Origin of the sequence: Deinococcus frigens DSM 12807 (assembly GCF_000701425.1) — a bacterium.
Lineage (GTDB): Bacteria > Deinococcota > Deinococci > Deinococcales > Deinococcaceae > Deinococcus > Deinococcus frigens.
In genome coordinates, this window is sequence record NZ_JNIW01000001.1 from 26,325 (window position 1) to 39,227 (window position 12,903).

9 protein-coding genes and 1 pseudogene are annotated in these 12,903 nt (G+C 68.6%); 9 read left to right on the forward strand and 1 reads right to left on the reverse strand.

What is annotated here, in order from left to right:
• Positions 1 to 133 precede the first annotated feature (133 nt).
• From Q322_RS0100145 to Q322_RS24310, 9 genes and pseudogenes are all read left to right on the forward strand, one after another.
• Positions 134 to 1,084 (forward strand): carotenoid biosynthesis protein, encoded by a 951-nt coding sequence (locus tag Q322_RS0100145; RefSeq protein WP_029474740.1) that lies wholly within the window; start codon positions 134 to 136, stop codon positions 1,082 to 1,084.
• Positions 1,077 to 1,733: a lysophospholipid acyltransferase family protein gene (locus Q322_RS0100150; RefSeq protein ID WP_029474742.1), complete on the forward strand. Its 657-nt coding sequence runs from the start codon at positions 1,077 to 1,079 to the stop codon at positions 1,731 to 1,733. Before Q322_RS0100145 ends, Q322_RS0100150 begins: the two co-directional genes overlap by 8 nt.
• The gene (locus Q322_RS0100155) at positions 1,730 to 2,809 is read left to right on the forward strand and encodes a glycosyltransferase family 2 protein (RefSeq protein ID WP_029474745.1); all 1,080 of its coding nucleotides are present in this window, start codon (positions 1,730 to 1,732) and stop codon (positions 2,807 to 2,809) included. Before Q322_RS0100150 ends, Q322_RS0100155 begins: the two co-directional genes overlap by 4 nt.
• A 113-nt stretch (positions 2,810 to 2,922) precedes the next feature.
• Positions 2,923 to 3,612 carry a carbonic anhydrase gene (locus tag Q322_RS0100160; RefSeq protein WP_029474747.1) on the forward strand — a complete coding sequence of 230 codons (690 nt, stop codon included), beginning with the start codon at positions 2,923 to 2,925 and terminating at the stop codon, positions 3,610 to 3,612.
• Between the two features lie 169 nt (positions 3,613 to 3,781).
• Positions 3,782 to 4,522 carry a hypothetical protein gene (locus Q322_RS0100165; protein ID WP_029474749.1) on the forward strand — a complete coding sequence of 247 codons (741 nt, stop codon included), beginning with the start codon at positions 3,782 to 3,784 and terminating at the stop codon, positions 4,520 to 4,522.
• A 67-nt stretch (positions 4,523 to 4,589) separates the two neighbouring features.
• A complete protein-coding gene (locus Q322_RS0100170; protein WP_029474751.1) occupies positions 4,590 to 6,032 on the forward strand; it encodes a phytoene desaturase family protein in 1,443 nt (480 codons plus the stop codon).
• A 127-nt stretch (positions 6,033 to 6,159) separates the two neighbouring features.
• A complete protein-coding gene (locus Q322_RS0100175) occupies positions 6,160 to 7,311 on the forward strand; it encodes a cytochrome P450 (RefSeq protein WP_029474753.1) in 1,152 nt (383 codons plus the stop codon).
• Between the two features lie 698 nt (positions 7,312 to 8,009).
• Positions 8,010 to 9,167 (forward strand): M28 family metallopeptidase, encoded by a 1,158-nt coding sequence (locus Q322_RS0100180; RefSeq protein WP_029474755.1) that lies wholly within the window; start codon positions 8,010 to 8,012, stop codon positions 9,165 to 9,167.
• Between the two features lie 255 nt (positions 9,168 to 9,422).
• Positions 9,423 to 10,487 (forward strand): annotated as a pseudogene (locus tag Q322_RS24310) (DmpA family aminopeptidase).
• Between the two features lie 24 nt (positions 10,488 to 10,511).
• Here the strand turns inward: Q322_RS24310 and Q322_RS21455 are convergent.
• Positions 10,512 to 12,842 (reverse strand): glycosyltransferase, encoded by a 2,331-nt coding sequence (locus Q322_RS21455; protein WP_156952800.1) that lies wholly within the window; start codon positions 12,840 to 12,842, stop codon positions 10,512 to 10,514.
• Positions 12,843 to 12,903: the final 61 nt, after the last annotated feature.

Below are 12,903 nucleotides of genomic sequence, written 5' to 3' on the forward strand. Positions count from 1 at the left end.
CTAAGGGTCCAGCACCTTCTTCTCCTCCCCCCCTGCGGGGGAGGTTGGAAGGGTGGGCCACCGGGCAGGCCACACTGCCAGCAGGTCGCATGGACTTTAGGCGCTCTGCCCCTCGTCAGCCTCCGCCCGTTCTATGACGCCCACCCTTCTCCGCTCCGGCCTCGCCTTCGCCGCTCTGGGGGTGGCCTTTTTAGGTGCCTTGCTGGTGCTGGCGGAACAGAAAACAGGCTGGGCGCTGATCGCCATTGGTCTGCCGTTGTCCGGTGTGCTGGCTTTGGCGGGAGACGCGCTGGGCGGCGATTTTTCCACAACGCTTCAAAGACGAACCCAGGTTCTAATTTCCGAAACGCGCCCGTGGATGTGGCTGATTGCCCTCTATGCCGTTCTGCACGTCCCCGTTCCGCTGTGGCCGCAAGGCTTCGGCATACTGGGGCTGGCGAGTACGGCGGCGCTGTTCGTGGGCGCGCTGCTCTACGCCGCCGAGCGGGTAGGCTGGGGCCGCTCCTGGCTGATGGCGGCTTTTGCCTGTGGCCTGGGCCTGAGCGCCGAGGTCATCGGCACCCGCACCGGCTTTCCCTTTGGCATCTATTCGTATGCCACTGCCCCCGAGCCTTTGATTCTGGGCGTGCCGCTGATGGTCCCGCTGGGCTGGTTTGCCCTGACCCTGGCGGGTCTGCTGCTGTCTGGCGGGCGGGCGTGGCTGGCCGGGCTGCTGCTGGCGCTGTGGGACGTGGGCCTGGAGCCATTGATGACCGCCCAGCGCTACTGGCTGTGGAGTGATCCGAACCCGCTGTGGGCAGGCGCACCCATCCAGAATTTCCTGGGTTGGTGGGCGGTGGGCAGCGGCATTTCGTGGGTGCTGCTGAAAATCGGGCCGCAGGTCTTTTCCCCTTCTCCTGTCGTGGAGAACGTTCAGCATCCAATCCGCCCAGCTCCGTTCAATTTTGCCGTCGCCTATCCCATTGAAACTTTCTTCCTTCCCGGCGGGTTAATCCTTGTGGGCCGCTACCCGGAAGCCGCCGTTACCCTGCTGGCCATGTTGCTGGGGCTGGGTCTGGCGCGGGCGGTGAGGGGCCGTGCCTGACCGTGCGCCGTGGGCCACTCCGGTTCTGAGGCACAGCATTCGCCGCAGCCTCCACACCGGGCTGGGCGGCGTGTGGGTGCGCGGTTTTCTGCCGTCGGGCGGCGCGGTGCTGTCTCCCAACCACAATTCCTGGTGGGACGGCTACGTGTTGCGGGAGCTGGCGTGGTGGGCGGGTGCAGACTTCCGAATCCTGACGGTGACGCGGCAACTGCGGCGCTTTCCCTTTCTGCGGCGCGTGGGCGCACTGGAAGCGGGCCGGGTGCGGGAGGCGGCGCGCGGTGCGCGGAACGGTGCGTGGGTGGCCGTCTTTCCCGAAGGAGCCGTGCAGAGTGCCGGACCCCTGGCCGAGTTGCACCCCGGCGCGGCCTGGATTGCGCGGGCGGCGGGCGTTCCCCTGATTCCCGTGGCCCTGCGGGTGGTGATGCGCGGCGGGCAGTGGCCGGAGGCGTATCTACGGATTGGGAAGCAGACAACCGATCTGGCCGGGGCATTGGTCCACGAATTGGGCCTGCTGGACGCTGAACTTGCCTCCAGTGACCCGGAGCAACCCCTGGCCGGATACCTGCGCGTCATGCGGGGGCGGTCCAGCGGCAGCGATGCGGTGGACTGGCCCGCCCGCCTGCTGACGCTGATCACGGGTGACCGGTGAAACCCGCCGCCCGCGTGTACCACACCTTTGCCTTTGCGTGGCTGGCGAGCAAGGCGGCGGTGCTCCTGATCAACGCCGTGACCTTTCCGCGCCTGCGCCCCCGCCCCACGCCGCAGGGCGGCCCGCGCGTGTCCATCCTGATTCCCGCCCGCGACGAGGCCGCCAACCTGCCCCTGACCCTTCCCGGCGTGCTGGCGCAGGGGGCCGACGAGGTGATCGTGCTGGACGACGGCAGCAGCGACGACACGGCAAAGATCGCGTATGGAATGGGCGCGCGGGTGGTCCGGGGCCAGCCGCTGCCCCCCGGCTGGTTTGGCAAACCGTGGGCCTGTCAGCAACTTGCGGTGCTGGCCTCCGGCGACATCCTGATCTTCACCGACGCGGACGTGACGTGGCATGCGGGCGCGCTGGGGGCCGTGCTGCACGAACTGACGGCCAGCGACGCCGACTTGTTGAGCGTCCAGCCGCGCCAGGACAACCGCACCCTGGGCGAGCGCCTGCTGACGCCGCTGGTGGACGCCGCCGTGCTGTCGTATTTTCCCTATCCCTTTATCACGCTGCCGCAGCCCGCCGCCACGGTTGCCAACGGGCAGGTGATGGCCTTTCGCCGCCCAGCACTGGAGGGGGCCGGGGGCTACGCGCTGGTGCGCCGGGAGCTGCTGGAAGACACCCAGCTCGCCCGCCGCCTGAAAGCCCGTGGGGGCCGGGTGGCCTCGGCGATGGGGCGCGGGGCCATCGGCGTGCGAATGTACCGCTCTTATCCGGATTCGGTGCGCGGGTTTTCCAAGAACGTGCTACCCATTCACCTGCATTCGCGCCCGCTGCTGCTGCTGAGCGCTGCCGCACATCTGGCGGTGTATACGCTGCCGTGGGTGTGGCCGGTGCCGGGGGCGCGGGCGCTGCGCGTGCTGGGGCTGCTGGAGCGGACCGCCGTGGCCCTGACTGCGGGCCGCCGCACGCCCGCCGACTTGCTGGAAGGCCTGCTGGGGCCGCTGACTCCGCTGCTGGCGCTGCCGGTCTACCTGCGGGCGGCGCGGCGGCGGGTGCGCTGGAAGGGCCGGGAATATAAGCAATAGTTCAAGTCTGAAGCTGCTCAGTTAGAAAAACCGGGAGGGCAAGTCCGTTACAGTAAATTTGGGGATTTGCAGCACTTTTTTTATTTCCACCTTTTCATTCTCAGAAGGTATAGATGACCGTATCCAGAAGAAGTGTATTGGGCATGCTCGGCGCTTCGGCGCTTGCTACAGGTTTTGGCACGTCGCTGGCCAAGGCGGGCGGCGCAGAGGGGCCGCAGGTTTCGCCGGATCAGGCGCTTGCCATGCTGCGTAAGGGCAACACCGATTATCTGGCAGGCAGCTACGACGCCTCGCTGTCCAACAATGCGCGGCGCTTGCAAATTGCCAAGGGCCAAAAACCCCTTGCCATCGTGGTAGGCTGCTCCGATTCGCGGGTAGCCCCCGAAATCCTGTTCGGGCGCGGGCTGGGCGAATTGTTTACCATCCGTATCGCGGGCAACACCGTGGACGACGCCGCGCTGGGCAGCATTGAGTACGCCGTGGCCGAGCTGGGAACCCCGCTGGTCGTGGTGCTTGGCCACGAAAAATGCGGCGCAGTGGCCGCCGTGGACATTGTAGAGAACAACACGGTGTATCCGGGGGCCATTGGCGACATGGGCGAGCCGATCATTCCCGCCGTGCTGGGCGTGCGCGGCAAATCCGGCGACCTGCTGGACAACGCCGTGCGCGAGAACGTGCGCCGCGTGGTGGCCCGCCTGAAAATTTCGGGTGAACTGCTGGAAAAGCCGTTGCAAGCGGGAAAACTCAAGATCGTGGGCGCTCGCTACGATCTGGACGACGGCAAGGTAGAGTTCATTTCCTGAGCTGTCCCGCAGTTTCAAATTCCCAAATGCTCTAAGCCACCGCAGCGCCGCCCCACCAATCAATGTCAGGCGGTGCTGATCTGTGCTGTTCTCTCAACCATTCCTGCTGCTCAAGCCTGTATCACCCTGTCGTCAGATCCGCCTCAGCGCTCAGGCCGAGGCTGGGGACATGAAGCGCACGGTTTTAGTTGCCCTGGCCCTGGCCGGGGGCGCGGACGCGCAGGCGCAGTGGCGGGAATCCTCTTACGCCAACATCGGCGGCTGGCAAACGGTCCAGTCGTGGTGCGACACGCCCCGGCGGATGCTGGCGCTGTCATTTCCGAAACGCGCAGCGAGTCTGGTCACGCTGGTGCAGTGGAACACTGAGCCGGGAATGGGCGGTCAACTGACCGCGCGGGACTGGCAACTGGGGTTGCCCGATGCTGGAGCGGGCCAGATCTACACGCCTCTGATTCCATTGGGCCAGGCCCAGGATCAGGCACGCCGAAGGGCCAGTAACGCATCCAGAGACTTCATCCACAGCAGCAATGTGGAAAACACCGATGATCCGCACTACCGCATGACCCACATCAATGCATATGTCGTTCCGGCGGGCCGGTTCCAGTGCCGCTACGTGCCGCAGGCCACCGTGCTGGCCGCCACTGCAAAACATTCTGTGATCGTCTGGGAAGCGCAGGGCAGGGTCACCTACGCCAGCCGCAACCGCGACGGCACGCCGGGCATTCAGCTCACGGGCGGCGCGCACACTGCGTCAGGCCGCGAACGCTACGTCTGGACCAACGCGGGCTACGAATACGTGCTGCAACTGGGCCAGGCGGCTCAGCCGGGCGGCAGCCTGAGCGTGCTCAGGGGCAGACAGGTCCTGAGCCGCGAGGAGCTGCTGGCCTATTCGCTGAGTGTGGCGAAGTGACGGACCCGCCCCGCCGTCCGCATTATCCTTAAACCATGAACGGCAGGATTAAGCGGGAAACGCGGGGTTGAAACACGCTCCAGGACACGTCGCGGTGATCGGTGCGGGCTTCGCGGGGCTGGCGGCGGCGCTGCGTTTGGCACAGGCCGGGGCGCAGGTGACCGTGCTGGACGCGCTGGAGAGGCCCGGAGGCAAGGCCGCCCTGGGCTACGAGGACTTCTCCAGCGGCCCCACGGTGGTCACCATGCCCCAGATTTTCCGCGCGCTGCACGAGCGCCTGGACCTGCCCGCTCCCGAACTGGAGGCCGCGCGGCCCACCACCACCTACCACGCGCACGCCGCCCGGCCCGGCGAGGGCCGCACCTTTGCGCCCGAAGCCCTGCATGTGGCGGGCAGTCTGGAGCCGACGCTCTCGCAGCTCTCGAAAACTGAAGGCCAACGTTATTCAAGCTTGCTGGCCGCCTCCCGCCGGATGTATCTGGACGCGGCGCCCACCTTTCTGTTCGCGCCGCCGCCCACGTCCGCGCGGCTGGCCCGCTACGCCCTGACGCGCGGGCTGCGGGCCGCGCCCGGAACTTCGCTGGCGCGCTACGTGCGTTCGGGGGCGTTCATGACGCCGTTCTGGCTGCGCTTCGCCACGTATCTGGGCGCGGACCCCTACCGCGCTCCTGCCGTGCTGCACAACATCGCCTGGGTGGAACTGGGCTACGGCGTGTGGCACCTGCAGGGGGGCCTGCTGGCGCTGGCCGGGCGGCTGCATCAAAAGGCGCTGGAGCTGGACGTGCGCTTCGAATACGGCACGCGCGTGCGGCATCTGATGGTCCACGGCGGGCGTGTGCTGGGGGCGCACACCGACCGGGGGGCCTTTGCCGCCGACGCCTGGGTCAGCGCGGCGGACCGCGCCCTGACGCTGGGCTGGCTGGGCGTGGGTGAGAAACCCACCCCACGCGGCGTCAGCGGCTTCGCGCTGCAACTGCACCTGAAAGAGGACCGGGGCCGCGCCCACCACATCTTCTGGCCCGCGCAGTACGCCCGCGAGTGGCAGGACATCCGCGCCGGACACCTGCCGCGCGATCCCACGTTGTACCTGCATCTGGACGGCCAGCGTGCCTTTCTGCTGGTCAATGCGCCCCCCAAACCGGAGTTGGAAGACGCCCCACGCGCCTACGGCCTGCTGCTGCTCAAGCTGCTGCAAGATCGCCTACCCCCGGAGTTGCAGCCGCTGGAAATCGAGGACTGGCTGCCCCTGGGTCCCGCCGAGTACGCCCGCGTCTCGCAGGGCGGCGCACTGTACGGACGCGCCCCACACGGGCTGGGCGGCAGCCTGCGCCCCGGCTGGACCGTGCCGCAGATTCGCAACCTGGCGCAGGTGGGCGGCACGGTGCATCCCGGCGGCGGCGTCCCGCTGAGCATGCTGAGCGGCTGGAACGGCGCGGGGCAACTGCTGGGCCTGCGCTACGACGCGCTGGGCGGGTTGGACGTGCCAGAAGTGGGGGAGACGTGGGCGTGAGGATAGGGAGGAGAGATTTGAGTTTTTTGGCCTCTCTATCCTTGCGTGAGAAGGGCGTTGCGAAGGGGCGGGGTAAGGGGTTCACCAGGCAGGCCATAAACGAAAGCGAGATGTCAGAGGCCCCCGCTTGCCGCCCCTGATCTCCTTTTCCACGCTGCCCCAGCCGCCCACCCGCCCCGGCAACGGCCACCTTCAGGACTGGGCGCTGTCGCCGCTGCCGCTGATCGAGGACGGCGCGCGGCGGGCGCGGGCGGCGGGAACGGACCTGTTCCGCCTGCGGCTGGGCATCCCCTGCGTCGTCGGCTTCAGCCCGGCCTGGAACCGGCGGCTGCTGAGCGATCTGGACACCTTCCGCAGTGCGGGGGGCTTCTCGGCGGTGGTGCCGTACCTGGCGGGCGGCGTGATCCTCACCGACGCGCCGATGCACCGGCGGCGGCGGCAGGCCATCAATCCGGGCTTTGGAAAGAAGCATCTGCAAACGTTGCGCGGGCGCACGCAGGCGGCCCTGCCTTCCATCCCGGACGGCGAATTCGATGCCCTGGCCTGGGCGGACGGCGCGGTGCTGAGCTTGCTGAACGCGGCGTACTTTGGCGGCAAGTTCAATTCGCATCTGCTCCACTCCTTTCTGGCCCCGTTGCGCCGCCCCTTTCCGGTTCCGGCCCTGCCCCGTCCGCTGCTGTTCCTGCGCGTGGACGCCGAATTGCGCCGCCTCGCCACCCGGCGGCTCACGGCGGGCGGAGATGATCTCCTCGCGGTTCTCGCGCCCATTCCCGGCGGGCTGGAAGAAGCGCGGGTGTCGCTGGCCGCCGCGCACGACACCACCACGCACGCGCTGGCCTACGCGGTCTGGCATCTGGCCCAGCATCCGCAGTGGCACGCGCCAGAACATCACGCCGCCGTCCTCAAGGAAACCCTGCGCCTGCATCCGCCCGGCTGGATGGGCAGCCGCCGCCTGAGCCGCGAGCTGGACTGGAACGGCGTGCGGCTCCCGCGCGGCACGCTGGCGCTGTACGCGCCGTACCTCTCGGCCCGTGATCCGCAACTGTGGGACGCGCCCGGTCAGTTCCGGCCTGGGCGCTGGGAGGCTAAACCGCCCGCCTGGGCCTACCTGCCCTTCGGCGGCGGCGAACGCCTGTGCCTGGGCATGCACCTGGCGCAGATGCTGATTCTGGACGTGCTCTCGGCGCTGCCTCCATTGCGGGCGGTGCGCGGCGACGACAGTCCGGTCCCCGGCATCACGCTGGGCCCGAGGGGGCCGCTGGTGGTCCGGCGAGTGTGATCAAGGCCACCTGAATCCCCTTCTTTTCGGCGATGTTTGCCGAGCGGCGGCGATGGCCCATAAAAAAACTGTTCCTGCTGTCTGGCCTCAGCGCCGCCCCGCCCGTCGGATGTGGGGGCGGGGGAAACGGACCCCCGCCGGAAGAGGACGGTGGGGGCGGTCCTGGGAATCCGCCGCCCGAAAGTGTGTGGGCCTGTGCCGTGACCTTCAATGCCCTGCACGCGACCGGCCTGTACAGGGATGGCGGCGATGAGAAAGAAGTCGGTCTGTCAAAGTCCGCCTCAGTCACCGACATGGTGCGGACGGGCGGCACGCTGTACTACGGATTCCGTGTCACGTCCGGCAGCCCGTTTTTCTTTTGCTCGCTCTCCTCTCGTCGCGGACAGACGCCCATGAGGACGCTGCTCCTCCTGTCTGAAGCTCTGCAAGTCCCACTTGGATGTTCAGGCGTTCTCAACACTTTCAATCGGAATTCGTGTAAGCCATCAGCACGGGTGCCCTGCTCCAGGTCGATGTCGGTGCTGGCACCGATCGCACTTTCAGGCAGCGTGGCTCTGCCGTCACGCGCTGCGGCTGAGCCTTTCAGAACCACATCAGAACCGCCCTAGTCGGCGGGTCTTTCCATACCTGTTCCTGTACGGCCCAAGAAGGCGGCGACCCCCACCGTAATGCCCTCCCAGCCGTGGTCTACTCCCCACATGAAACTTCTGCTGTGGCCCGCGCTCCTGGTGCTGACGGTCTCCAGTCCCGGACTTGCCGTCAGCACCGGGGACCACGCTGCGGCCATCCTGCCATTCGGCCCCCGTGTGGCGGGCAGCGCGGCGGGCGAGCAGGCCAGGGCCTACCTGGAAGCGCAGTTCCGGGCGCTGGGCTACCAGACGCGGCGCGAGAGCTTCACGTATCCGCGCTTCGACGATCTGGGATCCGACGTGCGGGTGGGTGAACAGGTGCTGGGGGGGAGCGCCTTGCAGGACTCTGCCGGGGGCGAGGTGTCCGCGCCTGCCGTGCGTGTGCCGGGGCCAGGCACCGCCGCCGACTTCGCGCAGGTGGACGTGCGCGGCAGGGTGGCGGTGGTTCAGCGCGGGCAGATTCCCTTTATCGACAAGGTCCGCGCGGCCCTGGCCGCAGGCGCGGCGGGCGTGGTGATCGTCAACAACGCGTCCGGTGGGTTCCGGGGAACGCTGGGCGTGCGGGTGGAATTGCCCGTCCTGGGCGTATCGCCCACGGTGGGCGCAGCCATTGAGGACGGCCAGCCCGTGACCCTGCGCGTCCGCGTGCGCGAGGGCCAGGTACAGGCCGTCAACCTGATCGCCTTTAAAGCGGGCATGAGCAAACCCGAAGTGCTGTTCGGCGCGCATCTGGACTCGGTGCAGGGCGCGCCGGGGGCCAACGACAACCTGTCGGGCAGCCTGGCGGTGCTGGAGATCGCGCGGCGGGCGGTGGGCACGCCGCTTGCGGCCCGCAGTTTCTTTGCGCTCTTCGACGGTGAGGAAGACGGCCTGCTGGGGTCCCGCGCCTTTGTCAAGGACAACCCGGAAACCGTCAGGGGCCTGAAGGCCATGCTCAATCTGGACATGGTGGGCGTGAACGTCATGCCCCTGATGATCAGCGGCGAGGCCCCGCTGGTGGCGGCGGCGCGGCGTGCGGGGGTGGAGGCCAGCGAGAGGACATCCGGCAGCAGCGATCAGGTGCCGTTCCGGCAGGCCGGTGTGCCGACGCTGTTCTTCCACCGGGGCCTGGACGCCAATTACCATCAGCCCGGCGACACGCTGCTGGACCCGGAACTGGTAGGCCAGGCGGCAGAGGCGGCCTTCAAGATCGCGGACGAGGTGCTGGGCGCGGTCCCGGCCCGGTAAGGGCACGGTAACGGACCCAGCACCACCAGCGCCGTGGTCCCGTTGCGCCCCCACCTGGTGCTAAGACGCCTCAACCCACTTTTTCCTGCGTTCCCGACCACCCTTTCCAGATGATACGGACTGGGGTTGGACTTCAGCCCGGCTGGCAGGGGCAGAGAAGACGCGCCGCGTGGCATGGCACGATGATCGGCGCTTGCCCGGCTGTTCTGGAAGGAAACGCAACGCGGATCGCACGCTCCCGCTTACACTCTCCGTATGCCCAATCCCCGCGACCTCGGCCTGCCCTTTCCTGGCACACCTGGCCCCCTCAACGCCATCACCGACCTGCCGGGGCTGGAAGTTGGCCACGTCACGCTGATCTCCGGCGAGGGAGCGCACGCCGTCCGAACCGGAGTGAGTGCCGTCCTGCCCTGCGGCACAAGTGGGGCGCACACGGTTCCCGCCGCGTGGTTCTCGCTGAACGGCAACGGCGAGATGACCGGCACCGCCTGGATCGACGAATCCGGCGGGCTGGCGGGTCCGGTGATGCTGACCAACACCCATTCGGTGGGCGTGGTGCGCGACGCGGTGGTGGCCTGGGGCCGGGCGCGGGGCTGGGCCGAGCAGTGGAGTCTGCCGGTGGTGGCCGAGACCTACGACGGTTTCCTGAACGACATCCATGGCTTTCACGTCACCGCCGAACATGCCTTTACGGCGCTGGACACCGCTTCAGGAGGCCCGGTGGCCTAGGGCAATGTCGGCGGCGGCACGGGCATGATCGTCTCCGGCTTCAAGGGCGGCATCGGCACGGCCTCGCGGGTGCTACAGCAACCGCTGCCGTACACGGTGGGCGTACTGGTCCAGGCCAACTTCGGCGCGCGTGAGGACCTGACCATCCTGGGCGTGCCGCTAGGTCAGGACATCCCCGATCTGCTCCCCGAGCGCGAGAACACGGGCGGGCGCGACGGCTCGATCATCATTCTGGTCGGCACCGACGCGCCGCTGCTGCCGCATCAACTCAAGCGTCTCTCCCGGCGCGCGGCCCTGGGACTGGCCCGCACCGGCAGCGTGGCCCACAACGGCTCCGGTGACCTGTTCCTGGCCTTTTCCACGGCGTTCCCGGAGGTGCAGGGCGGCCTGGAGCGCTGGCGGGCGCTGCTAAACGCCAGCCTCGATCCGCTGTTCAGGGCGACGGTGGAGGCCACCGAGGAGGCCATCGTGAATGCCCTGTTCGCCGCCGAGACCATGACTGGCCTGCATGGGCGCACCGTCCACGCCCTGCCGCACGTGCGCACGCTGGAGGTGATGCGGAGGTATGGGCGGCTGAGAGACGGATTCTGAAGTGGCGGCACTGTTGCCGGTGCTCTAAAGGTTGCTGGTGTCCTGGCGGTTGCTGGTGTCCCGGTGGGGGCCGCTGGAGGCTGTCGGGGCGTCTTGGTCTGTGGCCCGGCCCCGCCCCGCCGCCAGCAGCCGCAGCCACTGGCCCAGGACCGGCTCCAGGCGGTAGCGTTCGGCCCCGGCGTAGGCCCGCCCGCTCAGCTCCTGGCGCAGGTCGGGGCGCTCCATCAGGGACCGCAGGGCCGCGGCCAGGGCCGTGACATCCCCGGGCGGGACCAGCACGCCGCCCCCCGCCGCCAGCAGTTCGGCGGGGCCGGTGGGGCAGCAAAAGGCCACTGCCGGCACGCCGTAGGCCTGAGATTCCATCAGGACCATACCCAGCCCCTCGTGCCGGGAACTGAGGGCATAGATGCCAGCAGTCCGGTAGATCTCCGTGACCTCAGCAACGGCGCAGCGCAGTGCCCAGCGGCGCAGCCCCAGTTCTGCGGCCAGATCGCGCAGGCGCTGTTCCTCAGTGCCGTCGCCGTAAATCTGGAGCTGCCAGCCGGGGCCGTCAGAATTGACCGCGTCGGCCTCCACCCTGGCCCAGGCGCGCAGCAGCAGGTCAAACCCCTTCTGGGGGTCCAGACGACCCAGACCCAGTACCACGCGGCTACACGGCGAGTAGGGATTCGCGGCGGGCCGCTCCACCGTCAGCGGATTGGCGATGACCGTGATCTCGGCGCGGGCACGCGGAAAGGCCGAGCGCCACCACTCGCGGTCCTGCCCGGTCAGGGTGACCACCTGATGCCCCAGATGGGCGGCGATCACGCGGGCCAGGCGGCGGGAGCGCATGTTCAGGGTGGTGCGGAAATTGAAGTGTTCCCAGGCCACCCGCAGCATCGGCAGGTCCAGGACGGCGGGAAAGACGAAACCGGCCAGGAAGGTGTCCACCGTGATCAGCACGTCGGGCCGCCGCCGCAGCAGCTCACGGCGCACCCCGCGCGCCAGCGGCACGGTCTGCCCCCGCATCCGCAGGTCTCCCTCCGGCAATCCCAGCGAGGTCACCTGGACCGCCTCGGGCAGCTCGAAGGCCACGGTCTGGCCGCGCAGGGTCAGAATCTGCACGTCCAGCCCCAGCCCGGCCAGGCCGCCCGCCACGGTGGCCGTGACCCGCTCCATGCCCGCGCGTCCGGCCATCGAGTCGATTAAAAAGGTGACCTTGACGGCGGGAATGGCGCTGCCGATCCCCTGCTCTGTGGCCTGGACTGCGGGTGGGGCGGCCAGCGGAAACGGAACCGGCGCGGCGGCGTCCAGAGGGCCAACGATGTCCGGGGGGCCAGTGTCGTTCAGGGAAACGGCGGCGTCCAGGCGGACCGGCGGACGGCGGGTGTTCAGCCAGCGCCTGAGCCTGCGCCGCAGCGCTGCGGGCACGGCCCATTGCCGGACGAAGCTGGCCAGCTCGTACGCACTGGGGCGGGTGGACAGCAGCGCCCGCTCCAGCACCGGCAGGCCGCCAAAATCGCCCACCCGCACGGCGCGCGGCACCACCTGCGCCAGCAGAAATCCGGCGAAAGCCCGGTCCGAGAGCCGCCCGGCCCGGCGGTGCTCCTGTGCCCACTCCAGCATGGGTCGCCACACCGAGACCCCGCTGCCGCTGGCCCGGTCCTCGCCCACATGGTAGATCGCCAGCGTCGAGGCCTCCTGCGGGGAAAGCTGCTCGAAGCCGACGCCCGCAACCTCCTCGGCGCGCAGCAGCCAGTCCCAGTCCTCGTTGTTGCGCAGGTCCGGACGAAACGGAACGCGCTGCGCCAACTGCCGGGGAACCAGGAACAGGCTACAGATCAGCGCGCACGGCCTCTGCCTGGCCGAACGCTGGGCCAGCATGTAATCGCCCAGCCGCTCGCCCGCTTCCCTGGGGCGCGCTGGAGACAGGCGGTCGCCGTAAGGGGTGCGCTCGATGTACCCGCTCAGGACCACCGGCAGGGCGTACTCCGAGCGCTGCGCCACCTCCATCTGCCGGGCCAGCTTGTCGGGCCGCCAGATGTCGTCGTCGTCCAGAAAGGCGATCCACTCGCCGCGCGCGTGCTGCACGCCGTAGTTGCGGACCGCAGACGGCCCCTGGTTGCGGGGCAGGGTCAGCGGGCGCAGCCGGGGATCGTCGATGGTCTCCAGCGCCGCCGCCGTCTCGGGATCGGGGCCGTCCATCACCACCAGCACTTCCAGATTCGGGTAACGCTGGTCCAGTGCGCTTTTCAGTGCCCTGCTCAGCAGCAGCTCGGGACGCCGGTAGGTGGGAATCACCACGCTGATCAGCGGCGACTCATCCTGTGGTCCGGCATTGTGGTGTGGAGCGTTTTGAATCGGGGCGTTTTGCAAGGGGACCTCGGTGTAGACAGGAGGGCAACAGGGAAGCTGAGGCACCCGCCACCCTTCTCTC

Excerpts from the sequence above, each read along its gene's own strand:
- Q322_RS0100145 (WP_029474740.1), top strand. The coding sequence starts at position 134 with ATGACGCCCACCCTTCTCCGCTCCGGCCTCGCCTTCGCCGCTCTGGGG.
- Q322_RS0100160 (WP_029474747.1), top strand. The coding sequence starts at position 2,923 with ATGACCGTATCCAGAAGAAGTGTATTGGGCATGCTCGGCGCTTCGGCG.
- Q322_RS0100165 (WP_029474749.1), top strand. The coding sequence starts at position 3,782 with ATGAAGCGCACGGTTTTAGTTGCCCTGGCCCTGGCCGGGGGCGCGGAC.
- Q322_RS0100180 (WP_029474755.1), top strand. The coding sequence starts at position 8,010 with ATGAAACTTCTGCTGTGGCCCGCGCTCCTGGTGCTGACGGTCTCCAGT.